We start from the raw sequence: 23,848 nt of genomic DNA, 5'->3' as shown, positions 1-23,848 counted from the left end.
TGGGCCGCGCGCTTATTCCGCAGCGGCAAGGCGCGACGCACGCACGCCCGTTGAAAGTCCTTTTACCAGCGTCGTGACGGATGGCACGGTATCGGCGGTTGCCTGCCCGTCCTTCGTCAGACTGCCGGCAATCTGGTTGACGATGGCCGAACCGACCACCACGCCATCCGCCACGGCACCGATCGCTTTAGCATGATCGGCCGTCTTGACACCAAAACCGACGCAAACCGGCAGTTCAGTATGCGCCTTGATACGACCGACCGCGCCAGAGATCAACGAGGGATCGGGCAGTGCGGAACCGGTAATACCGTTCATCGATACGTAATAAACGAAACCTGAGGTATTTTTAAGAACGGTCGGCAGGCGCTTGCCATCCGTCGTCGGCGTGGCGAGACGGATGAAATTCACGCCGCGCGCCAAGGCGGGCACGCAGAGCTCATCATCCATTTCAGGCGGCAGATCAACCACGATCAGACCATCGACACCAGCCGCCAACGCATCGTCCAGAAATTTGTCGACGCCGTAGATGTAGATCGGATTGTAATATCCCATCATCACGATCGGGGTCGCGTCGTCTTCCTTGCGGAACTCGCGGGCGAGATCGAGCGTGGTTTTCAGCGTCTGGCCGCCTTTCAGCGCGCGCTGTCCTGCCAGCTGGATCGCCGGGCCATCCGCCATCGGGTCGGAAAACGGCATGCCGAGCTCGATAACGTCGGCGCCTGCTTCCGGCAGGGCCTTCATGATGCCGAGCGAGGTTTCAAAATCCGGGTCGCCGCCCATGAAATAGGTAATCAGAGCCGGGCGGTTTTCAGCGCGCAGATCCGCGAAGCGCTTGTCCATACGTGCAGTCATGGTCTTACATTTCCATTCCGAGGAACTTGCTGACGGTGTGGACATCCTTGTCCCCACGACCCGAAAGATTCATCAGGATGATCTCATCCTTGCCCATCTTTGGTGCGCGCTTGATGACTTCCGCCAGCGCGTGGCTTGGCTCCAGAGCGGGAATAATGCCTTCGAGGCGGGTCAGCATCTGGAAGGCGTCCAGCGCCTCATGGTCCATGATAGGCACATATTCCACGCGGCCGATATCGTTCAGCCAGGAATGCTCAGGGCCGATGCCGGGATAATCGAGACCTGCGGAGATGGAATGGCCTTCCTTGATCTGGCCATCCGCGTCCTGAAGCAGGTAGGTGCGGTTTCCGTGCAGAACGCCCGGCGAACCGGCCGTGATCGAAGCGCAATGCTCCTCACCCGAAAGACCCCTGCCGCCAGCCTCGACGCCGACGATACGGACACTCTTGTCATCAAGGAAAGGATGGAAGATGCCGATGGCATTCGAGCCACCGCCAACAGCCGCAATGACCATATCCGGCAGACGGCCCTCCGCCTCCAGCATCTGTGCCTTTGCTTCCTCACCGATGACGGCCTGGAAATCGCGAACCATTTCCGGATAGGGATGCGGGCCGGCAGCTGTGCCGATCAGGTAATAGGTGTCGTCGACATTGGTGACCCAGTCGCGCAGCGCCTCGTTCATGGCATCTTTCAGAGTGCCGTGGCCAGCCGTTACCGGCTTTACCTCAGCGCCCAGAAGCTTCATGCGGAAAACATTCGGCGCCTGACGGGCAACATCCGTCGCGCCCATATAAACGACGCAAGGCAGGCCGAAGCGTGCGGCCACGGTCGCCGAGGCAACGCCGTGCTGGCCGGCACCGGTTTCGGCAATGATACGGGTCTTGCCCATGCGCTTGGCAAGCAGGATTTGGCCAAGGCAATTGTTGATCTTGTGCGAGCCGGTGTGGTTCAGCTCTTCGCGCTTGAAATAGATCTTGGCGCCGCCCAGTTCGGCCGTCAGGCGTTCCGCGAAATAAAGCGGGCTCGGGCGGCCAGTGTAATGCGCGCCGAGATATTTGAGTTCTGCCTGAAATTCGGGATCGGTCTTTGCCTTGTCCCACTCCGCCTGCAAATCCAGAATGAGCGGCATCAGCGTTTCGGCAACGAAGCGGCCTCCGTAAATGCCAAAACGGCCGTCCTCATCGGGACCGGCGCGGAAAGAATTGGGTGTTGGCGCGTCGTTCACTTCAAGCTCCCTTTGGGCCTTTCGACCAATCATTCACCACATCGAAGAATGCATCAATCATCGCAAGATCCTTGACGCCCGGCGCGCTCTCGACACCAGACGACAAATCCAATCCGCCAGCTCCGGTTTCGGCCAGAGCCTCCGCGACATTGTCCTTGTTCAATCCCCCGGAAAGCATGTAATCGATACTTCCGTCAAGAGAGCGCAGGATGGTCCAGTCGAAGGATACTCCGTTGCCGCCCGGCAAATCGGAACCCGCAGGCGCCTTGGCATCCAGCAGGAAACGGTCGGCTATGCCTATATAGGGATCAATCTTGGCAAGATCAGCGGCGTCGCGAACGGAAAGCGCTTTCATCACCGGAAGGCCGTAGATTGCTTTGATGTTCAGCACCCTCTCCGGCGTTTCACTGCCGTGCAACTGCAGAATATCCGGTCTCAGCAGATCAACGATCTCGTCCAGATCATCATTGTCGGCGTTGACGGTAACGGCGACCACCTTGGCGGCGCCACGGGCAGCTTCCGCCAGCCTGCCGGCGATATCGGGCTCGATGTTGCGAGGGCTTTTTTCAAAGAAAATAAAGCCGACATGGGAGGCGCCGCGCCTGACGGCACGCTCCAGCGCTTCCGGTGTCTTCAATCCGCAAATCTTGATATCCGGTTTCATACCCGCGACCTGACACGAAATGCGACAAGAGTCGAGCCAAATCGCACCCGTTTTCCATGGAATGTTTCACGTGAATCCAGATGGCGATCCACGCCTCCACTTTCAATCAAAATCGATGGCGTGGAGTTTAGAGCCGTGACGTTTCAGCCATTCCTTGGCTTCCTGCGTATGCGGGCAGAGTTTTTCGCACAGGGCCCAGAATTTCGGGCCGTGGTTCATTTCCCGCAGATGCGCAACTTCGTGGGCTGCGAGATAATCGATGACCTTCTCCGGCGCCATGACGATACGCCACGAGAAACTCAGATTTCCATCATGGGAACACGAACCCCAGCGGCTGCGGGTGTCTTTCATGCTGATGGATCGCACGGGCTTTCCGGCAGCGCTCGCATGAACCGCAACCAGCCTCTCCAGATCAGCCTTCGCTTCCTTTTTCAGAAAGGTGGCCACCCGTCTGCGCAGGTGCTCGGGCGCTCCGCTGACTTTCAATACCGCCGTGCCGTCCTCGTCTCTGGAGATATGAGTCAGGCCACGCAGGCTGCCGGTGTGATGGATACGATGGGATACGCCGCGAATATCAACCGACGCACCATGACGCAAACCGTCATCTGGGCTGATTTTCGAAAGCTTGCCTTCAAGCCAGCCCTGATGCCTTTCGAGAAAATCATCCACCTGGCCATGGTGAAGCCCCATCGGGATCGTCAGCTTCAGGGCCCGACCGCCGGGCTCGATGCGCAAGGTGATGCGCGTGGCGCGCGGATTTTCCTTCACCGTAATGGGCACATGACGGCCAGCCACCTCGACGGTGCGCTGGCTGGGCGCTACCTTTTTCGGCGCCGGCGATTTCACGGATTTTCTGAGGAACGAAAACATGGACTGTTCATAGCCGATTCGACACCGGCTTGGCCACGCAAATGCGCGGCATCGCCTGTCTTCCAGCGCTAGACAGTCTGGTTCTTGCGGAAGAATTCCACCATGCGCGGCACGATTTCCTTGCGGAAACGCGACCCGTTGAAAACGCCGTAGTGACCGACGTCGGGCTGCATGTAGTGCGCACGCTTTTCATCGGGGATGTTCCGGCAAAGATCGTGCGCGGCTTTGGTCTGGCCCACACCGGAAATATCGTCGTTTTCGCCTTCCACGGTGAACAGCGCAACGTTACGAACGGCAGCGGGATCGACCGCCCTGCCCCGATGCTGCATGTTTCCCCTGGGAAGCGCGTGTTCGATGAAGACGGTTTCCACTGTCTGCAGGTAGAACTCCGCCGTCAAATCCATCACGGCCAGATATTCATCGTAAAAATCGCGATGCTTCTCAGCGGAATCGCCGTCGTTCTTGACGAGGTTCAGGTAGAAATCCTTGTGCGCCGTCATGTGCTTATCGAGGTTCATGGACATGAAGCCGGATAATTGCAGAAAGCCGGGATAGACATTCCGACCAAAAGCCGGCTGCGGCCACGGTACCTGCATGACCACATTGTCGCGGAACCATTCGATTGGCTTGGCCGTGGCCAGACCGTTGACGGCTGTGGGATTGATGCGCGTATCGATCGGACCGCCCATCAGCGTCATGGATGCAGGCGCGAAACCATCACCATCGGCTTCCATCAGGGACACTGCGGCCAGAACCGGAACCGAGGGCTGACAAACGGCGACCACATGGGCGCCGGGCCCGATCTCGCGCAGCATATCGATGACGTAGCTGATGTAATCGTCGAGATCGAATGTCCCTTCGGTGACTGGCACCATGCGGGCATCGATCCAATCGGTGATATAGATATCCGCCGATGGCAGCAGCGCGTCGACCGTTCCCCGCAGCAATGTGGCGTAGTGGCCTGACATTGGCGCCACCAGCAGCACCTTCGGATCTGGTTTGCGGGCCGTATCGAGTTCTTTTTTGAAATGAACGAGATTGCAGAAGGGACGCGACCAGATGATCTCTTCAGTGACGGCAACGGTCCGGTCATCGACGGTGGTAGTCGCCAGACCAAACTCCGGCTTGATGTAACGGCGCGTGAGGCGCTCGAATACCTCAAAGCCTGCATCGAGGCTTCGCCCGAAGGCGGTGCTGGAAAGCGGGTTTAAAGGATTGCTGCAGGCCTGGCGCATCATATCGGCACCGGCGCGCAGTGGCGCCATCGCCGCATGGTTCATTTCATAGAGGTGGTAGAACACTGATTACGCCTCCTCGCGGATCAAGCTCTTTTTTTGACCATAGCAGCTTTTCGCAACTGCACAAAATCGAAGGCGCCGGTGGTTTCCCTCCGGCGCCTCAATTTCAGTTGAACGTTTGTCGACAATCAGATGTCGGCGACGAAGTTCTGTTTCTGGGAACCGAGGCCTTCAATGCCGAGTTCAACGACATCGCCGGTCTTGAGGTAACGCGGGGGCTTCTGGCCCATGCCGACGCCCGGAGGCGTACCGGTGGAAATGACGTCGCCCGGATGCAGAGACATGAACTGGCTGAGATAGGAAACTACATGCGCGACGCCGTAAACCATGGTCTTGCTGGAGCCGTCCTGCATCGTCTGGCCGTTGACCTTCAGCCACATTCCGAGGTTCTGCGGATCGGTGATTTCGTCCTTCGTGACCAGCCAGGGGCCGATCGGACCGAAGGTGTCGCAGGATTTACCCTTGGTCCACTGTCCGGCACGCTCCGTCTGGAACGCGCGCTCAGAAACATCGTGCGAAACGCAATAACCGGCGACGTAGTCGAGAGCGTCTGCCTCAGATACATATTTCGCGGTCTTGCCGATGACGACGCCGAGTTCGACTTCCCAGTCGGTCTTCTCAGAACCGCGCGGAATGACAACATCGTCGTTCGGACCGACGATCGCCGAGGTCGCCTTCATGAAAATGACCGGTTCCGGCGGTACCGTCGCACCGGTTTCAGCGGCGTGGTCGGAGAAATTGAGGCCGATGCAAATGAATTTTCCGGTTCCGGCAACGCAAGCGCCGATGCGCTCTTCGGAGATCACGGGAAGAGTGCCGAGGTCGATGGCGGCAATCTTCTTCAGACCTTCCGGAGAAATGGCTTCACCGCCGATGTCTTTAACATGAGCGGACAGATCGCGGACTTTTCCTTCCGCGTCGAGGATCGCAGGTTTTTCCTGGCCAGGCTGGCCAACGCGCATCAATTTCATGGAACTCTCTCCCAGTTGTCAGACAAGGTGATGCATATATGAACGATACATTCATACTTGTCACCCCTTGACTGCTGCGACTTTCGAAAAATACCTTTTCCCTCCCGACAATCAAAAGGACACGCCCGTGACGAACAGCAATTCCCGGCAATCCGAATATCCAGTCGACCCACTCTTCCTCGATCGCTGGTCTCCGCGCGCATTCGATGGCGATGCGATGCCGAACGAGCATCTGCTGACCATTCTAGATGCTGCGCATTGGGCGCCATCGGCATCCAATCAGCAACCGTGGCGGTTTGTCTACGCGCACAAGGATAGCGAGGATTGGCCGCTCTTCGTGGAACTGCTGATGGAAGGAAACCAGCGCTGGGCAAAAAATGCCTCGGTGCTGCTCTTCGTCCTTTCCCGCGACCACAATATTTCACGAGAGGGTGAGAAAAAACCTTCAGCGACCCATTCCTTCGATGCCGGTGCGGCATGGTTTTCACTCGCCATGCAGGCGCATCTGCTCGGTTACCACGCCCATGGCATGGCCGGCATATTTAAAGACCAGATCGTGGAAAAGCTTGATGTTCCGGATGGATATAAGGTGGAGGCCGCAGTTGCCATCGGCACATTGACCGACAAGGCTGTTCTCCCTGACGATCTGGCAGAACGGGAAGTGCCCAGCAATCGCCTCCCCCTTTCGGAGGTGGCTTTCAAGGGGCGGTTCACGGGCAAGGCCGATTGATATCCGACAAAACAGATGACAAAAGGCCCCGCGGAGATTGACCGCCGGGCCTTTCGTTAAAGTTTCGTTTCACGTGAATCGTCACGCGAGACGTTCCACATGATTAAATGTCGAGGTTGGCAACGCTGAGCGCATTTTCCTGAATGAAGTCGCGGCGCGGTTCCACCTCATCGCCCATCAGGCGCGAGAACAGACCGTCGGCATCCGTCGCATCGTTGACCTTGACCTGCAGCAGCGAACGGACATTGGCGTCGAGTGTGGTTTCCCACAGCTGCTCGGCGTTCATTTCACCGAGACCCTTGTAACGCTGCATGGAAAGACCCTTGCGGCCAGCGGCAAAAATAGCATCCAGAAGCGCACGCGGTCCGGCCAGTTCCATAGTGCCGTCCTTGCGTTGCAGAACCGGCGGAGTGACGTAAATATCGCGCGTGCGGGCCGCGAGCTGATCGATATGACGGGCATCGGCCGAACCGATCAGGCCCATATCGAGCGTCGAGATTTCCTTGACACCGCGTACCATGCGCTCGAAGCGCAAGCCGCCATCTTCCAGCACCGTGCCGGACCAGCCGCGTTCGGTTTCTTCCGCGATCATGTCCAGACGCCGGGCCACTTCGGCAACGGTTTCCTGGGCACGGGCAGCATCGGTTGAAAGCTCTGGATTCAGGGCGCCGGCAATGGCGGCCTGTTCCACGATGGAGCGGCTGTAGCGGGAATGCAGACCGTCGATCAGCGTGCGCATGCGCACCGCATCGAGAATGACCTCACGAAGGTCAGCGCCGATGCGTACTTCGCCGGAGCCGAGTGTCAGCGACGTATCCTCGATGCCCATCGAGATCAGATATTCTTCCAGCGCCTTCTCATCCTTGAGGTACTGCACGGATTTGCCGCGCGTCACCTTATAAAGCGGCGGCTGGGCGATATAGAGATGGCCACGCTCGATCAGTTCCGGCATCTGACGGAAGAAGAAGGTCAACAGCAGGGTGCGAATGTGGGCGCCGTCGACGTCAGCATCCGTCATGATGATGATCTTGTGGTAGCGCAGCTTGTCTGCGTTGAATTCGTCCTTGCCGATCGAGGTGCCGAGCGCGGTGATCAGCGTGCCGATTTCCTGGCTGGACAGCATCTTGTCGAAACGGGCGCGCTCAACGTTCAGGATCTTACCGCGTAGTGGCAGGATGGCCTGCGTTTCGCGCGAGCGGCCCTGCTTGGCCGAACCGCCTGCGGAGTCACCCTCGACGAGGAAGAGTTCGGATTTCGCCGGATCGCGTTCGGAACAATCGGCAAGCTTGCCGGGCAGAGAGGCGATATCGAGCGCACCCTTGCGGCGCGTCAGTTCTCGCGCCTTGCGGGCAGCTTCACGGGCAATGGCCGCTTCCACCACCTTGCCGACAAGGATCTTGGCGTCGGACGGATGTTCCTCGAGCCAGGTGGACAGGGCCTCATTGACGAGACTTTCCACGACAGGGCGCACTTCGGACGAAACGAGCTTGTCCTTCGTCTGCGAAGAAAACTTGGGGTCGGGAACCTTGACGGAAAGAATTGCCGTCAGTCCTTCGCGGCAGTCCTCACCCTGCAGGCTGACCTTTTCCCTTTTCATGATGCCGGAAGTCTCGGCATAGGATGTCATCTGACGCGTGAGCGCCGCGCGGAAGCCGGCCATATGGGTGCCGCCGTCGCGCTGGGGAATGTTGTTGGTGAAGCAGAGCACATTTTCGTGGTAGCTGTCGTTCCACCAGAGCGCGACCTCAACCGTGATGCCGTCCTTTTCGCCATGAATGGCGACCGGCTTGTCCACCAGCGGTTTCTTGGCCCGGTCGAGATAACGCACGAAGGCTTCAAGACCGCCATCGTAGAGCAACTCTTCCTGCTTGATATCAGAATGACGCTTGTCGGTGAGCACGATACGAACACCGGAATTCAAAAACGCCAGTTCGCGCAGGCGATGCTCCAGCGTACCAAAATCATAATCCGTCATGGTGAAGGTGTCGGGGCTCGCCAGGAAGGTGACTTCCGTGCCGGAGCGGCCTTCATATTCGCCAATGACCGAGAGCGGAGCATCGGCAACCCCATGGGTGAAGCCAATTTCATGCAGCTTGCCATTGCGGCGGATTCTGAGCTTCAGCCAAACCGAGAGCGCATTTACGACCGAAACGCCCACGCCATGCAGACCGCCGGAAACCTTGTAGGAGTTCTGGTCGAATTTTCCGCCCGCATGAAGCTGGGTCATGATGACTTCCGCGGCGGAAACGCCTTCGGAAGAATGGATATCAGTCGGAATGCCGCGTCCGTTGTCCGTTACCGTCACCGAACCGTCGGCGTTCAGCGTCACCGTCACCAGATCGGCATGACCAGCGAGTGCCTCGTCGATGGCGTTGTCGACCACCTCGTAGACCATGTGATGCAGACCGGAGCCGTCATCGGTATCGCCGATATACATGCCGGGCCGTTTGCGCACAGCATCAAGACCCTTGAGGACCTTGATCGAATCGGCTCCGTATTCAGTGTTGGCGCCGACTTCGCTTGACGATGTTTCGGTCATAAGTACTCTTTCCAAAATTTCCTGGCCAAGTTTTCAGTGAGAAGGCCTGAAGCCCGCGAATCACTCAAATCCGACATACGACTATAGAAATTCTACACTCAATCCCAAAGGCCACATGCCTCAGAACGCTGCATAAAGCAGGGGATAGAGGGGTTTCAATCGCAAGAACGGCTTTTTTGTAGCACCGCTGACAGTTCCTCTATCACACTCAGCGGCAGCTTGCGAATATCCCGCGCCAGCCGATTGGCAAAAGCCGTATATTGCGGCGGCAGACCGACCGTGTCGATCGCCACCTTGGGGTCGGAAGAGCCGGCGAGAAAGAACAATTCCTCCGCCTCATCCCAGATGATGTTGAAATATCCGGCGATGCGCTGGAGGAGATCGAAGCTCGGTTTGCCGCGTTTGCCGTGCTCCAGTGCCGAGAGATAAGCGGGGGAAACGCCGATTGCCGCTGCCATCTCCCTCTGTGTCACGCCCTTGCGCTCACGAAGCAACCGCACGGCTTCTGCAAAGGGCGTCATGATTTTTCACCCTTGCGGCGCGCCAACCGGACATAGAGAGCGCCATCGCCGCCGTGATTGGCGGATGCGTCCTCATAGGATGAAATCAAATAACGATATTCCGGTTTGGCGAACCACATGGGCACGGCCCTTTTCAGCGCACCATCGCTGCCTATGGAGCGACCCTTGCCGGTGATGACGAGCACGTGCCGAAGGCCCCGTTCGTGCGCCCGCAAGAGAAAATCGAGCAGAACCGCATGAGCTTCGCTCTGAAACATGCCATGCAGATCGATACGGCCTTCCAGCGGCAACCGCCCGCGCGTCAACTTGCGCTTAACCGGCTTTTCCATCGGTTGATGAATTTTTGGCTTCTTGTCCGGCGTAAAGGGCGAAACGTCCACCGGCTCCGCGAGCATCCTTGGAAAGACGGCGTTTGCCGTTTGCGGGACGACAGGTTCCGCCGCGGTTTCTTCGATATCGTCGAAAGCCAGCAAATCCTCCAGCCTGCCGGAGATGGGTCGGGCTGTTCTTGCGACCTTACCCCACAGAATGCGTTCTTCCTTGCCGAGCTTTCGACTGCCCTTCATCGCCGATACCTTTTCGCAGCAACATGCGGCAGCAGCATATAGAAATCCGCGTCGTTGCGCACCGTGCCTGCAAGTTCCCCGGCTTCGAAACCCGAGCCCGTGAAAATGTCGCCGCGTGCCGGGCCAACGATGGCCGAACCGGTATCGAGCGCCAGCATCAACCGCGCGAAGGGCTTGCCATTATCCAGGTGAGTCAATGACGGCGCATGGATGAAGAAGGGAAAACCGAAGGTGTGGATGAGCCTGTCCACCGCAAGCGCCCGCCCGGCGACCAGCGGCACCTTGGCGGCGGCGATCGGTCCCATATCCAGGCCGGCAACATCAGCCTCCCGGAAAAAAATATAGGAGCGATTATGCCATAGCACCCCATCCACCTCATCCGGATTGTCGGCGAGCCATTTGCGAATTGTCTGCATCGAGATCGTTTTCGGATCCAGTTCCCCACGATCCAGAAGCAGCCGGCCGATCGGCGAGAACGGATGCCCGGCCTTAGCGGCATAGGTGATGCGTTTTACCTCTCCATCAGGAAACAGAAGACGGGCAGCACCCTGAACATGGACGAAAAACAGATCGACCTTCGATCTCGCCCAGGCAATCTCAAGCCCCCTGCCCTGCAGATATCCTTCGTCGATCGCGCGGCGATCAGGAAAATAGGAAATGCCGTCCTCGCCCTCTCTGCCAAAAGCATAGGACGGATCAAAACCGCTCGGGCGATTTCCGTCGTCGATATCCACCAGCTCCAGTGGGCGGCGGTAGACCGGATACTTCCAGACATCGTCGCGGACGGACGATACCTCAAGCTCCGGTTCATAAAAGGCAGTTACAAAACCGCGTTTTCCGCCGGGTGGGGAAATTTTGAAAGGTACACAATTCGTCTCGAAAAACCGGCGGGCCTGCTGCGGACTATCCGCTTGTTCCTCATCCGCCAGTTCCAGAAGCGAGGCCAGTTCGCCGGCGGTGAGACCCAGCGCGCCGGTCCTGTAGGGTTTTGAATTCCGAAGATGTGACAGGATCGTCCGCATCGCCGGAAACAGCTTACGCGGATCGTCCTCCTGCCATCCCGGCAGATCACCGAAAGAAACTTCTTCGAATGAAAAGGGCGTATTCATTGCTCGGATTCAGTGGCGATCAGCTTCCAGTTGGGATCGCGCGAGCGGACATCACGCGAGAAGGTCCAGATGTCGTCCACTTCCGCAACCGCATCGGGATCGCCGTCCACCAGCTTGCCATCCTTGTCATAGGTGGCCGAAATCAGCTGGCTGACTATTCTGAGCGTGATCTGCTCTTCGGAATCGCGGATACCGGCCTGGGTGATATCGGCCTTCTCTATTCCCACGAAAGTGGACTTAACCACCTCGCCGCGACTTTCCCGCTCGGAAATGGCCGCCTCGAACCCGTCGAAAACTTCCTTCGACAGAAGGTTCTTCAACGTCTTGCGGTCACCATCGGCAAAACCCATGACGATCATCTCATAGGCCATGCGGGCGCCGTTCAGGAATTCCTTGGGGCGGAAGGTCGGGTCCTTGGTCATCAGCTCGCGCAGGGATGTATTCAAGGCCGTATCGACGGGTGCCAGAGCATCCGCCTCGGCAAAGCGGTTTTCGTCCTCCGCCTCAGAGCGTTTGGGCAGGGTCACGACCTTGTTATCGTCCGTGACGGGGCCTTTCGCGACATCGCGCGGGGTGTAAGGGTCGAATGGCGGCTTCTCATTGCCGGTTCGGCGACCAAGAACGCTGCGCAGCTGAAGAAAGATCAGCACCGCTGCAACGAGAAAAAACAATGTGATAAAGTCGCTAAAGCCCATCTTTTACCAAAACCGCCATTTAAATTCAAAAACCTGAACATCATATAGTCTGCATCTTATCATCATTCAAATGTGCAGATTCAATCATCGGTGTTCTCGGGAACCGGCAATCTGCCAGAGATGCACACGCAAGGCTAGAAGATGCGTTTTTCCTTTCTCCCCATCGTCATCCTGATGATGCCAATCCTGGAAATTGCCGGTTTCATCATCGTCGGCAAGACAATCGGTCTGTGGCTGACATTGGCGCTCGTCCTGTTCACGTCGTTTCTGGGGTTGCTGATCCTGCGGCTCGGCGGCATCGGCATGGTGAGAAATCTTCAGGCCGCAGGGCGCACCGGCGCCCAGCCTGCCGATGAGCTGGTCAATGGCGCCATGCGCGTCGTGGCGGGCATCCTGCTGTTCATCCCGGGTTTCATCACCGATATCCTCGGTCTCCTGCTTCTGTCGAAAACGGTAAGACGTTTTTTCTGGAAGATCCTCGGACCCCGTGTCGTCGTGGCCGGTTCTTTTCGCCAGTCGGGTCAACCCGGCGGCCAGACTGGCCCGCAAACCGGTGACTTTTCCGGGTTCAGCAATGGTCAGGGAAATAAGGGTAGCTCCAAGGTCGTGGACCTCGACGAAGAGGAGTTTCACCGCGAAGGGCCGAAGGATTCTCCCTGGTCCCACAAGCCGGATGATCGCAACCTGCCCAAACCCTGAAGGCACGGCGAAGGGTTAGAGAGGCGAGAGCACGAGGGTTGTAAGGCTTAAGTCGAAATGATAGACCGCCTTCCACGAAATCACGCCGCGAGGAAACGTAATGACCGCTGAAAATGGTGCACAGGGCGCAGTTAGTCCTTCCCTCAATATTCTTACCCAGTACATCAAGGATCTTTCTTTCGAAAATCCGGGTGCTCCTCGTTCGCTTCAGGCTCGTGACAATGCGCCGTCGATCAACATCAATGTCAATGTCAACGCAAACCCGATTTCGGGTTCGGATTTCGACGTTGTGCTGACGCTGAATGCCGAAGCCAAGGATGGCGACAAGGTTCTGTTTGCAGCCGAGCTGGTTTATGGCGGCGTGTTCCGCATTGCCGGTTTCCCGCAGGAACATATGCTGCCGGTGCTGTTCATCGAGTGCCCGCGCCTGCTGTTCCCCTTCGCACGCCAGATCATCGCCGATGTCACCCGCAATGGTGGCTTCCCGCCGCTGATGATCGATCCGATCGATTTCGCGCAGATGTTTTCGCAGCGCGTTGCCGAGGAACAGGCCAGAGCCAAGGTTCAGGCCGTACCGAACTGAATGGCACGCGACGCCGCTCTTTTTAGAGTTCAGACAAAACAAAACCCGGGTTCATCGCCCGGGTTTTTTATTTGACGGTTCTCGTCATTTTTCAACGGCGCATCTAAGCGCCAGGCGCACTTAATTCTGGTAACGGTTCCAGATCGCCTTGTCGCCCATGCCGAGAACGAGCTTGCCGTGGGCCGCGATGGTCTCCGCATCCAGTCTTGATGGCAGAGGATGCGGCCTTTGCAGCGGCTCATGCGGGACATCATCATCCTCGATAGTAACCGCTTGCTGTTTGGAGCCGGAACCGAAACCGAGCGCTGTCTGGCGCCCACCAATCATTTCTATGTAGACTTCGGCGAGCAGTTCGGAGTCGAGAAGCGCGCCGTGCTTGGTGCGGTGGGAGTTGTCGATCCCGTAACGCCGGCAAAGTGCATCCAGGGAATTCGGACCCATAGGGTGCTTGCGGCGTGCAAGCGAAAGCGTATCCGTCACCAATTCAGATGAGACCGGCGCAATGCCGAGGCGGGCAAATTCCGCATTAATGAAACCCATGTCGAATGTCGCATTATGCGCCACCCAGCGGGCACCTTCAAAAAACTCGCGGATCTCGTCGACGACATCGGCGAATTTCGGCTTGTCTTTCAGGAAGTCGTCGGTAATGCCATGCACCGCAAGCGCGTCCGGGTGAACCTTGCGATCTTCCGGGTTGATATAAATATGCAATGTGCGGCCGGTCGGAAAATGGTTGTTGAGCTCGATTCCGCCGATTTCGATCACGCGGTCCAGTTTCGATTCAAGGCCTGTGGTTTCCGTATCGAAAATGATCTCACGCATTTTTCTCTCCGTTGCCCGAACCGGCACTTAGTCTCTGCAGAATCTCTCTTACCTGATCCCGTGCCGCTTCGACACCATTTCCGCTATCGATGATAAAATCGGCACGCCGGCGCTTTTCGGCATCGGGCATCTGCCGGGCCAATATCATTTCGAATTTCTCTTCCGTCATGCCGGGACGGGACAAAACCCGCTGGCGCTGTATTTCCGGCGCGCAACTAACGACGACTATTTTATCGACCCTTGTTTCCGCGCCGGTTTCAAACAGCAGCGGGATATCGAGAACCGCGAAATTTTGATTTTCCTCTCTCGCCTTACGGAGAAAAGCTTCCTGTCTTCCACGAACAAGCGGATGGACGATTGCTTCCAGCTTGCTAAAATTAGCCGGATTCTCCCTGAGGATGTTACCCAGTTCAAGACGGTCGACCGTGCCGGAAATGGTCGTGCCCGGAAAGGCGGCTTCGATCATCGGCACGGCTTCTGCAGAATAGAGGTCGTGCACAACCGCATCAGAATCGAGAACAGGTATCCCTTCCGCGGCAAACAATTTCGCCGTGGTCGTTTTTCCCATTCCGATCGAGCCGGTGAGACCGATGACGATCATCAATGTTTCTCCATATCCTCGATGATGAGGGAACGGAGAGTGTCATCAACTACCGGCGTTTCGCCGAACCATTTTTTAAAGCCCGGTTTTGCCTGATGAAGGAGCATGCCAAGCCCATCGACCGTCGCAATACCCTGCGTCTGTGCCATCCGAAGGATGGGGGTTCTCAACGGCACATAGACGATATCGGTTACAACTGCACTTGCGGCGAGTGGCGAAAAATCAATCTCTGGCGCTTCCGTTCCGTCCATACCAAGCGATGTCGTGTTCACAAACAACCCGGCGTCCTGCATGACTTCATGAAGCGCGCCCTGAGGATGAGAAAAAACCCGTGCACCGAAACGGTCGGCCATTTCACGGGCGCGTTCGACCGTGCGGTTCAGGACATGGATTTCGGCAATGCCGCGGTCCCGCAGCGACTGAACGACGGCCCTGCTTGCACCGCCGGCTCCGAACACCACCGCCCGGTCGGTTTTCTCCCAGCCGGGATGGCGTTCATCGAGATTGGAAACGAAGCCATAGCCATCCGTGTTGGTCGCGTGTAGCCTGCCCTCTTCCATCCAGACGGTATTGGCTGCACCCAGTTCCTCCGCCAGTTCGTCGGGACTATCCGCCAACTTGTAGGCCACTTCCTTGTGCGGAATTGTGACATTGCCACCCACCGCTGAACCAGGTCCCTGTTCCTTTAGTGCCGTGATGAAATCGGGGAAGTCATCGGGGGCAACCTCAATGGCCTTATAGGAGCCGGGTATCCCGAATTTCTTTAGCCAGTAGGAATGGATGATCGGCGACCGGGAGTGCTTGATCGGATAACCGACAACGAAGGCATTTATAGTTAATGTTTCACGTGAATCAGCCATCGATGACATCCATGTCGCGCAGTTTCATTAAGAGAGGCAGAAGCGGAAGGCCGAGAATGGTGAAATAATCCCCCTCTATCGAAGTAAATAGCTGGATTCCTTCGCCCTCGAGCTGATAGGCACCGACACTGCTCAAGGCCTTCTCACCCACGCGTTGCAGGTGGCGGGAGACGAATTCGGCGCTCAAATTTCGCACCGAAAGCTCGGCACTGGAAATCGTCTGCCATACGACATCACCGCCGCGGGCAAGAACGGCTGCACTGTTCAGTCGATGAACCTTGCCGGACAACGAGAGCAGATGCGCTTCGGCTTCGGCCATGGTTTTTGGCTTGTGGTATACACGGGCACCGAGCGCCATCGTCTGGTCGCATCCAAGAACGATCGCTTGCGGATGCAGGGCACTTACCGCGAGCGCCTTGGCCTTGGCCAGTTCCAGCGCAACCTCTTCCGGCTTTGCGCCATTTTTTTCCAGCTGCTCGTCGAGCGCGCGCTCGTCAATATCCGCCGGGATCGCCGAAAATGTCAGCCCCGCATTGCGCATCAACATCTGACGGGATGCGCTGGACGAGGCGAGGATCAACTCTTGTTTCATCGACTGTCTGCTCCGAATGGTGCAATCCGGATTATCGTGTCCTCGGACGAAGGGCAAGGATTGCCGCGGCCGTTTCCTCTATGGAGCGGCGTGTGACATCGATCAGCGGCCAATTGTTACGGGCACAGAGCGCACGCGCATATTTCAGCTCTTCCATGATGGTGGCGCGATCCGTGTAGCGCCCGCTGTCAAATCCACCGGTCGTGCCGAGTTCCCGGTTTTCACGCACCTGCGATATGCGGTCCGATGTCGCGACAAGACCGACGATCAAAGGACGGGTGGCGGCATAGAGGCTTTCCGGCAACGGCACGTTTGGAACGACCGGTATATTGGCGGTCTTTATGCCTCTATTGGCGAGATAGATACTTGTCGGTGTTTTCGACGTTCGACTGATCCCGATGATGACGATATCGGCTTCGTCATAGCTTTCCGGCATTTGCCCGTCATCATGGTCCATCGCAAAATTGAGCGCTTCGATCCGCGCGAAATAATCCGCGTTCAGCGCGTGCTGCGCCCCGACCCGCCGTCTCGAAGGTGCGCCGAGATAGGTCTGGAAAATGCCGATGATCGGTTCGAGGACGTTGACGCAGGGCACCCCGATCGCGTGACAGCGCAAATCCAGGAACTCGGCCAGCTGCTGATCCACGATCGTATAAAGAACGATGCCCGGTTCCTTGTCGATCAGATCCACCACCTGGGCGAGCTGCTTCTGGTTCCTGATCATCGGATAAACATGTTCCACCGGCATCGAAGCGTGGAACTGCGCCGAGACGGCACGACCGGCCGACATGAGAGTCTCTCCGGTTGAGTCCGAAATCAGGTGCAAATGGAAGAAACTTTTTTTGTTCTCCACGCTGTTTTTCTCTCGCTGTTGATAAACCGGGACAAACTTCCGAATTGTTCCGCGGGCCGAGCCGCCTCGTGGATAAAGTGGTTTTTTTCCACAATCCGCAAGTGGCGTCCTTGCTATCAGGCATGCCTGTGAATTGTCTGGAAACTCTGAACTTGTTCAAATCTGTCCACAGATGATCCACAGGCAACGGCTTCAGAGGGTAAAACGTAAATTACTGAAAATATTATATAAATATCTGTTATCCCATTTATCGCCATGAAGCGACGAAATACCGTATCCAGGTCTTGGCGCTCACACCCGACTGCGGCATATCGACTGGAAAGATTTTAATCCTTGCTACTCACCGACTCTAAGAAATAGAAAATCTTTTAAATCTCTTAGATTTTATTTTTTAGAAGTTGGGTGGCATGAGCGAGCGTAAGGTTTTAAAGGTGTTGAACGGGCAGACGGTCACACCTCCGCCCATATGGCTGATGCGGCAGGCAGGGCGTTACCTTCCGGAGTACAGGGAAACGCGAAAGAACGCCGGCAGTTTCCTCGATCTCTGTTATAATCCCGAACTGGCAACCGAAGTGACCCTTCAGCCCATTCGCCGGTTCGGTCTTGATGCCGCTATCCTCTTTTCCGATATTCTGGTGATACCGGATGGGCTTGATCGCAATGTTTCCTTCAGCGAGGGAAAGGGTCCGGCAATGGATCCGATCGATGTGGATGGCATCGACAGGCTGGATGCGAGCAATGTCATTGCGCATCTTTCGCCCGTTTTCGAAACCGTCTCACGTGTGCGCCAGACCTTGCCGGATGAGACGACGCTTCTTGGTTTTTGCGGTGCGCCCTGGACGGTTGCCACCTACATGATTGCCGGCCACGGAACGCCTGATCAGGCACCGGCGCGGTTGTTCGGTTATCGGGAGCCGGCAGCCATGGAAAAGCTTCTTGCCTTGCTGGCTGAGGTTTCCGCCGATTACCTTGTGGCGCAGATTGATGCCGGCGCCGATGCGGTGCAGATTTTCGATTCCTGGGCCGGGGTGCTCGGCGAGAAGGAATTCGAGGAATATGCGGTAAAACCCGTCGCCCGTATCATCGCCTCGGTGCGCGCTCGCCGCCCCTCCGCGAAGATCATCGCCTTTGCCAAGGGGGCCGGTTATCTTTTGAAGGATTATCGCCGCAAAACGGGCGCAGACGCCATCGGGCTCGACTGGTCGGTGCCACTCGGTTTTGCAAGGGACTTGCAGAAGGAAGGCCCGGTACAGGGCAACCTGGACCCCATGCTGATGGTGGCGGGTGGCAAGGCTCTGGAGGACGGTATCGACGCTGTGCTGCAGGCTCTGGGACAGGGCCCGCTGATCTTCAATCTCGGCCATGGCATCACGCCGCAAGCCGATCCGGAAAACGTTGCAAGGCTGGTGCAGCGGGTGCGTGCCGGCGGAGCCGGGGCATGAGCGGCGAGAAGCAGACCTCCGCCCGCTCAGGAAACAGGGCTGCCCTTCGCGCAGGTATGGCGCTCGGTGTCTTTGCCGCTTTTGTCGCTCTGTTGTTTTACGCCGATCCGGCCGATCTCTATCTCTGGATCAAGGCGCTTCATATCATCGCGGTGATTTCCTGGATGGCGGCGATTTTTTATCTGCCGCGGCTGTTCATTTACCACACCGATGCACCCAGCGGTTCGCAGCAATCCGAAACCTTCAAGGTGATGGAACAGCGGTTGATCAAGGTCATCATGAACCCGGCGATGATGATAAGCTGGATATTGGGGCTTTATCTCGCATGGTCGGTTTATGGTTTTTCCGGCGGCTGGCTACATGCGAAAATCGCGCTGGTGGTGCTTCTGACCGTCGCCCATGTCTATTTCACCCGCAGCGCCAAACGGTTCGCCCGGGATGAAAATATCAGGCCTGCCCGTCACTGGCGGTTGATGAACGAGGTTCCGACGGTACTGATGATCCTCATAGTCATACTTGTGGTTGTGAAACCCTTCGGTTAAGAGGTCGCAACGATAAATTTCGCGGAATTCGTGCTTTCCTCTTGCAGTAGCCCTATTCAATCGCTATTTTCGGACCACTCATCTCGTGGCATGTGAATTATTCAGTCATCTGCGGCTTCTCCCACAGCATCTGATTCGCGAACACGCCCTCCCCCGACATTACATTATCAAACGGTCTTTCCTTCATGGCTGAAATGAAGCTTCAGGAACTTAAGAGCAAATCGCCTACCGACTTGCTAACTTTTGCTGAATCCCTGGAAGTTGAAAATGCGAGCACCATGCGCAAGCAGGAGCTTATGTTCGCAATCCTCAAGGTTCTCGCGAGCCAGGACATCGAAATTATCGGCGAAGGCGTCGTTGAAGTCCTGCAGGACGGTTTCGGTTTTCTACGGTCCGCAAATGCAAATTATCTGCCGGGTCCGGACGATATCTACATTTCGCCCTCGCAAATTCGCCGTTTCTCTCTGAAGACCGGCGATACTGTCGAGGGGCCGATCCGTGGACCCAAGGAAGGCGAACGTTATTTCGCGCTTCTCAAGGTCAACACGATCAATTTTGACGATCCTGAAAAGATCCGTCACAAGGTTCACTTCGATAACCTGACGCCGCTTTATCCGAATGAGCGGTTCAAGATGGAGCTGGAGCTTCCGACATCGAAGGATCTGTCGTCGCGTGTGATCGATCTGGTAGCGCCACTTGGCAAGGGCCAGCGTGGATTGATCGTGGCGCCGCCGCGTACCGGTAAAACTGTTCTCTTGCAGAACATCGCGCATTCCATCACGGCTAACCATCCGGAATGTTACCTGATCGTTCTTCTGATCGACGAACGCCCGGAAGAAGTCACCGACATGCAGCGCTCGGTCAAGGGTGAGGTGGTGTCGTCAACCTTCGACGAACCCGCTGTACGCCACGTCCAGGTGGCCGAAATGGTCATCGAAAAGGCGAAGCGCCTTGTCGAACATGGCCGCGACGTCGTTATCCTGCTCGATTCCATCACCCGCCTCGGCCGAGCCTATAACACGGTCGTTCCGTCTTCCGGCAAGGTCCTGACCGGTGGTGTGGATGCCAATGCGCTGCAGCGGCCGAAGCGTTTCTTCGGTGCCGCGCGTAACATCGAAGAAGGTGGTTCGCTGACGATTATCGCGACCGCGCTGATCGACACCGGCAGCCGCATGGACGAAGTCATCTTCGAAGAATTCAAGGGTACGGGTAACTCGGAAATCGTGCTTGACCGTAAGGTCGCTGACAAGCGTATCTTCCCGGCGCTGGATATTCTCAAGTCCGGTACACGTAAGGAAGACTTGCTGGTGCCGCGTCAGGATCTCCAGAAGATTTTCGTGCTTCGCCGCATTCTCGCGCCGATGGGAACGATGGATGCCATCGAATTCCTGATCGACAAGTTGAAGCAGACCAAGACCAATTCGGATTTCTTCGAATCCATGAATACCTGATCCGGAGTTTTACCGGACCCATCGACAAAGCTTTAAAGCCGCATCCGTTCATTCGGATGCGGCTTGACTGTTTTAACCGAGGTGAATGATGCCAGCTTCCGCCGATACCATTTATGCGCTCTCCAGTGGAGCATTGCCGGCCGGAGTCGCTATTATCAGGATCAGTGGCCCCGGGGCGTTCGAAGCCTTTGTGACGTTGACCGGTCGTGACCTTCCCGCACCGCGGCAGGCGGCTTTATGTTCGATTCGAAACCGAAACAATGAGATCATCGACCAAGCGCTGATGATGGTTTTCCCGGCTCCCAATTCCTTTACAGGTGAGAACTGCATCGAAATCCACAGCCACGGCAGCCGTGCGGTTGTCGCATCAATTTTTGCCGAGCTCGAACTGCTCGAAGGATTTCGGCCTGCGGATGCCGGCGAGTTCTCCCGCCGCGCGTTTGAAAACGGCAAGATGGATCTTCTCGAAATCGAAGGTCTGGCGGATCTGTTGCAGGCTGAAACGGAGATGCAGCGGCGGCTGGCGGTCGAGCAGAGCACTGGTAAGCTGTCAGCGCTCTACGATGGCTGGGCAGGCCGGTTGACACGTGCTCGCGCCCTGATCGAGGCGGAGCTGGATTTCGCCGACGAAGAAGACGTGCCGGATTCAGTTGCCGCGCAGGTGTGGGAGGCGATGATGCAACTTCAGAGTGAAATCACCAGCCATCTCCAGAATGGCGGAAGCAGCGAGATTATTCGTGACGGCTTCAAGGTGGCGCTGGTGGGAGAGCCTAACGCTGGCAAGTCCACGCTTCTTAATGCTCTCAGCGGCCGTGACGTTGCTATCGTCACTGACATCGCTGGCACGACCAGAGACGTGCTGAGCGTTGATATTAACCTCGACGGTTACTTGGTCCGTATATTCGATACGGCTGGAATTCGGGAGACGCAGGATGTGGTCGAAAAGGAAGGTGTAAGGCGGGCCGTTCTAACCGCGGAAACCGCAGATCTTATTCTGATATTGCAAGATAACGATTCGACTCCGAAACAATTGGTCGTTTCGCTGGAAAATGCTCGCCATTTGTATTTACGGACAAAAACCGCGATTTCCTCTTCTACAGTTGACGCCGTTTTCGATCTCACCATCTCCGCCAAGGAAGGCATCGGTCTCGACAAATTGCGTCTATTAATCAAGCGAGAGATTGAAAGCAGGGTTGGTGCAGCACAGACATTGGCCCCTGCCCGCGCCCGTCACAAAAAACGACTTGAAGAGACGCTGAACTATGTTAGTGATGCGCTCAATTCCGAGACCATGGACCTTGCGATAAGGTCTGAATATTTGAGACTCGCAGCAACATCGCTTGGACGCATTACCGGTCGCGTCGATGTGGAAGATTTGCTGGGCGTAATATTCTCGGAATTCTGCATAGGAAAATGATTCACGTGAAACATTGGCAGCCATCGCGGCAATGCTGATGATTTAGGATAAGGCGCAGCGATATGCACCAGTCATTTGATGTCATTGTTATCGGTGGTGGACATGCCGGCAGTGAAGCTGCTGCTGCTGCCGCACGCCATGGCGCAAGAACCGCCCTCGTTACTCACAAACGAGACACGATCGGGGTGATGTCCTGCAATCCGGCGATTGGCGGTCTGGGAAAAGGGCATCTGGTTCGCGAAATTGATGCGCTGGACGGTTTGATGGGTCGCGTGGCCGATGCTGCCGGAATTCAGTTCCGCATGCTCAATCGCAAGAAGGGACCTGCTGTGCGCGGACCGCGTACGCAGGCCGATCGACGGCTTTATCGCGAGGCCATGCAGCGTGAAATCGACACAATTGAAAACCTGAACATTATTGAAGGCGATGCGTTCGATATTGACATGACCAATGATCGGGTATCCGCCGTTATCATGGCGAACGGTAGCCGGATTCCTTGTGGTGCTGTTGTGTTGACGAGCGGCACTTTTCTACGCGGCCTTATTCATATCGGCTCCGAAAAGATTCCCGCAGGCCGGGTTGGTGAAAAGCCGTCTCTCGGTCTTTCCGAAACACTTGCCCGCCTCGGCCTTGCCATGGGGCGATTGAAGACTGGCACCCCTGCCCGGCTTGATGGTCGCACGATCGATTGGAACGCTGTGGATCGGCAAGCTGCCGATGAAGATCCCGTTCCGTTCTCCTTTATGACGGATCGCATTGTCAATCCACAGATCGAATGCGGCGTAACCCGAACGACGCCGGCCGGACACAAGATCATTCAGGATAATATTCATCTGTCAGCGATGTATTCGGGACAGATTGAAGGTGTTGGCCCGCGCTATTGTCCGTCGATTGAAGACAAGATTACACGCTTCGGTGAACGGGACGGTCACCAGATATTTCTGGAACCAGAAGGCCTTGATGACCACACAATTTATCCAAACGGAATTTCGACGTCGCTTCCTGCCTCAGTTCAGGAGCAGTTTATCCGCACCATTCCCGGCCTTGAGCAAGTCAACATCATTCAGCCCGGCTACGCAATTGAATACGACTATGTCGATCCGCGTGAGCTGAAGCCTTCTCTGGAATGCCGGAAAATTCCGGGATTGTTCCTGGCAGGGCAGATCAATGGCACGACGGGTTATGAAGAGGCAGGCGCCCAGGGTCTGGTCGCCGGGTTGAATGCGTCGTTATATGCAGGCAACGCAGACCCCATTCATTTCAGTCGTACCGAATCCTATATCGGCGTGATGATCGACGATCTCACCTCGAAGGGTGTCAGCGAACCCTATCGCATGTTTACGTCGAGAGCCGAATATCGGCTTTCGCTGCGCGTTGACAACGCTGATCTGCGACTTACACCTATTGGTCAGATGGCTGGCATTGTCGGTCATGACCGCCAAAAACGCTTCGCAGATTTTATCTCCGATCTGGATCGGGGTCGCGAGCTCATGAAGAGCATTTCCATCAGTCCCTCCCAGGCTGCCAAACAGGGATTGAAACTCAACCAGGACGGTCAGCGTCGTTCGGTTTATGAAATGCTCGCCTACCCCGATATCACGATGGAAACTCTTACCGCTCATTGGCCGGAACTACGGGCGCTTAATACCAAGGTCTCTGAGGTTTTGGAAATCGAAGCGAGTTACGCTGTCTATATGCAGCGCCAAAGCGCGGATATTGTCGATATCAAGCGGGATGAAGATAGAAAAATCCCTAGTGATTTCGATTTTCAGTCTTTGTCCGGTCTCTCCAACGAACTGAAACAAAAGCTGGAAAAGGCGCGTCCAGAGAACATTGCTCAAGCTGCCCGTGTTGACGGTATGACACCTGCTGCGATATCGCTGCTTCTCGCACTTCTGCGGAAAGGCTCCGCACCAGGAAGTGAAAAATTGCGCATGCACCAATAG

Annotated in this window: 24 protein-coding genes; 8 read left to right on the top strand and 16 right to left on the bottom strand. The window is 56.5% G+C overall.

Annotated elements, in window-relative coordinates:
• Positions 1-12 precede the first annotated feature (12 nt).
• From trpA to CRO62_RS17715, 6 genes are all read right to left on the bottom strand, one after another.
• A complete protein-coding gene (gene trpA / locus CRO62_RS17740; RefSeq protein WP_003516338.1) occupies positions 13-852 on the bottom strand; it encodes a tryptophan synthase subunit alpha in 840 nt (279 codons plus the stop codon).
• A 4-nt stretch (positions 853-856) separates the two neighbouring features.
• On the bottom strand, positions 857-2,077 hold the full coding sequence (gene trpB, locus CRO62_RS17735) for a tryptophan synthase subunit beta (protein ID WP_038489230.1): 1,221 nt from the start codon (positions 2,075-2,077) through the stop codon (positions 857-859).
• A 1-nt stretch (position 2,078) separates the two neighbouring features.
• Positions 2,079-2,741, bottom strand: a complete 663-nt coding sequence (locus tag CRO62_RS17730; RefSeq protein WP_097101050.1) for a phosphoribosylanthranilate isomerase — start codon at positions 2,739-2,741, stop codon at positions 2,079-2,081.
• A gap of 102 nt (positions 2,742-2,843) precedes the next feature.
• Complete coding sequence (locus CRO62_RS17725; RefSeq protein ID WP_097101049.1) at positions 2,844-3,611, bottom strand: M48 family metallopeptidase; 768 nt, start codon at positions 3,609-3,611, stop codon at positions 2,844-2,846.
• A gap of 68 nt (positions 3,612-3,679) precedes the next feature.
• Positions 3,680-4,912 (bottom strand): polyhydroxyalkanoate depolymerase, encoded by a 1,233-nt coding sequence (locus tag CRO62_RS17720; protein WP_097101048.1) that lies wholly within the window; start codon positions 4,910-4,912, stop codon positions 3,680-3,682.
• Between the two features lie 125 nt (positions 4,913-5,037).
• Positions 5,038-5,880 (bottom strand): fumarylacetoacetate hydrolase family protein, encoded by an 843-nt coding sequence (locus tag CRO62_RS17715; protein ID WP_097101047.1) that lies wholly within the window; start codon positions 5,878-5,880, stop codon positions 5,038-5,040.
• A 127-nt stretch (positions 5,881-6,007) separates the two neighbouring features.
• Between CRO62_RS17715 and CRO62_RS17710 the strand changes: the two genes are divergently transcribed.
• Positions 6,008-6,610, top strand: a complete 603-nt coding sequence (locus tag CRO62_RS17710) for a nitroreductase family protein (RefSeq protein ID WP_097103101.1) — start codon at positions 6,008-6,010, stop codon at positions 6,608-6,610.
• A gap of 103 nt (positions 6,611-6,713) precedes the next feature.
• Here the strand turns inward: CRO62_RS17710 and gyrB are convergent, their stop codons facing one another.
• From gyrB to CRO62_RS17685, 5 genes are all read right to left on the bottom strand, one after another.
• Positions 6,714-9,149 (bottom strand): DNA topoisomerase (ATP-hydrolyzing) subunit B, encoded by a 2,436-nt coding sequence (gyrB, locus tag CRO62_RS17705; protein WP_097101046.1) that lies wholly within the window; start codon positions 9,147-9,149, stop codon positions 6,714-6,716.
• A gap of 155 nt (positions 9,150-9,304) precedes the next feature.
• Positions 9,305-9,670: a helix-turn-helix domain-containing protein gene (locus tag CRO62_RS17700; RefSeq protein WP_097101045.1), complete on the bottom strand. Its 366-nt coding sequence runs from the start codon at positions 9,668-9,670 to the stop codon at positions 9,305-9,307.
• Complete coding sequence (locus CRO62_RS17695) at positions 9,667-10,236, bottom strand: Smr/MutS family protein (RefSeq protein ID WP_097101044.1); 570 nt, start codon at positions 10,234-10,236, stop codon at positions 9,667-9,669. Before CRO62_RS17695 ends, CRO62_RS17700 begins: the two co-directional genes overlap by 4 nt.
• Positions 10,233-11,345, bottom strand: coding sequence for a murein transglycosylase A (locus CRO62_RS17690; protein WP_097101043.1), 1,113 nt, complete (start codon positions 11,343-11,345; stop codon positions 10,233-10,235). Before CRO62_RS17690 ends, CRO62_RS17695 begins: the two co-directional genes overlap by 4 nt.
• Positions 11,342-12,040, bottom strand: coding sequence for a Tim44/TimA family putative adaptor protein (locus tag CRO62_RS17685; protein WP_003516349.1), 699 nt, complete (start codon positions 12,038-12,040; stop codon positions 11,342-11,344). Before CRO62_RS17685 ends, CRO62_RS17690 begins: the two co-directional genes overlap by 4 nt.
• A gap of 141 nt (positions 12,041-12,181) precedes the next feature.
• Here CRO62_RS17685 and CRO62_RS17680 point away from each other — a divergent pair, with 141 nt between their 5' ends.
• A complete protein-coding gene (locus CRO62_RS17680) occupies positions 12,182-12,739 on the top strand; it encodes an FxsA family protein (RefSeq protein ID WP_097101042.1) in 558 nt (185 codons plus the stop codon).
• Between the two features lie 100 nt (positions 12,740-12,839).
• Positions 12,840-13,322: a protein-export chaperone SecB gene (secB, locus tag CRO62_RS17675; protein WP_003516359.1), complete on the top strand. Its 483-nt coding sequence runs from the start codon at positions 12,840-12,842 to the stop codon at positions 13,320-13,322.
• Between the two features lie 120 nt (positions 13,323-13,442).
• Here secB and dnaQ read toward each other — a convergent pair whose 3' ends face one another.
• From dnaQ to CRO62_RS17650, 5 genes are read right to left on the bottom strand one after another with little or no spacing between them, the layout of a single operon-like run.
• Positions 13,443-14,144 (bottom strand): DNA polymerase III subunit epsilon, encoded by a 702-nt coding sequence (gene dnaQ, locus CRO62_RS17670; RefSeq protein WP_097101041.1) that lies wholly within the window; start codon positions 14,142-14,144, stop codon positions 13,443-13,445.
• Positions 14,137-14,745: a dephospho-CoA kinase gene (gene coaE / locus CRO62_RS17665; protein WP_097101040.1), complete on the bottom strand. Its 609-nt coding sequence runs from the start codon at positions 14,743-14,745 to the stop codon at positions 14,137-14,139. The genes dnaQ and coaE overlap by 8 nt, the downstream gene beginning before the upstream one ends.
• Complete coding sequence (locus CRO62_RS17660; protein ID WP_097101039.1) at positions 14,745-15,605, bottom strand: shikimate dehydrogenase; 861 nt, start codon at positions 15,603-15,605, stop codon at positions 14,745-14,747. Before CRO62_RS17660 ends, coaE begins: the two co-directional genes overlap by 1 nt.
• Complete coding sequence (locus CRO62_RS17655) at positions 15,598-16,197, bottom strand: Maf-like protein (RefSeq protein WP_097101038.1); 600 nt, start codon at positions 16,195-16,197, stop codon at positions 15,598-15,600. The genes CRO62_RS17660 and CRO62_RS17655 overlap by 8 nt, the downstream gene beginning before the upstream one ends.
• A 31-nt stretch (positions 16,198-16,228) precedes the next feature.
• Complete coding sequence (locus CRO62_RS17650; protein WP_003516369.1) at positions 16,229-17,050, bottom strand: pyruvate, water dikinase regulatory protein; 822 nt, start codon at positions 17,048-17,050, stop codon at positions 16,229-16,231.
• Positions 17,051-17,457: 407 nt separating this feature from the next.
• On the opposite strand from CRO62_RS17650, the gene hemE reads away from it, so the two are divergent.
• The 5 genes from hemE to mnmG all read left to right on the top strand — a co-directional run bounded on the left by hemE (position 17,458) and on the right by mnmG (position 23,848).
• Positions 17,458-18,492 carry a uroporphyrinogen decarboxylase gene (gene hemE / locus CRO62_RS17645; protein ID WP_097101037.1) on the top strand — a complete coding sequence of 345 codons (1,035 nt, stop codon included), beginning with the start codon at positions 17,458-17,460 and terminating at the stop codon, positions 18,490-18,492.
• On the top strand, positions 18,489-19,034 hold the full coding sequence (hemJ, locus tag CRO62_RS17640) for a protoporphyrinogen oxidase HemJ (RefSeq protein ID WP_097101036.1): 546 nt from the start codon (positions 18,489-18,491) through the stop codon (positions 19,032-19,034). Before hemE ends, hemJ begins: the two co-directional genes overlap by 4 nt.
• A 185-nt stretch (positions 19,035-19,219) precedes the next feature.
• Positions 19,220-20,485, top strand: coding sequence for a transcription termination factor Rho (rho, locus tag CRO62_RS17635; RefSeq protein WP_013637014.1), 1,266 nt, complete (start codon positions 19,220-19,222; stop codon positions 20,483-20,485).
• 85 nt (positions 20,486-20,570) lie between these two features.
• Entirely contained in the window at positions 20,571-21,902 is a 1,332-nt protein-coding gene (gene mnmE, locus CRO62_RS17630) for a tRNA uridine-5-carboxymethylaminomethyl(34) synthesis GTPase MnmE (protein ID WP_179784561.1), read from the top strand.
• Positions 21,903-21,964: 62 nt separating this feature from the next.
• Entirely contained in the window at positions 21,965-23,848 is a 1,884-nt protein-coding gene (gene mnmG / locus CRO62_RS17625) for a tRNA uridine-5-carboxymethylaminomethyl(34) synthesis enzyme MnmG (RefSeq protein ID WP_097101034.1), read from the top strand.

It is taken from the genome of Rhizobium sp. AN6A, assembly GCF_900215635.1.
In the GTDB taxonomy this organism is placed as follows: Bacteria; Pseudomonadota; Alphaproteobacteria; order Rhizobiales; family Rhizobiaceae; genus Agrobacterium; species Agrobacterium tumefaciens.
Note: the sequence above shows the minus strand (reverse complement) of the source record. Positions and strands in the feature narration are given on the sequence as shown.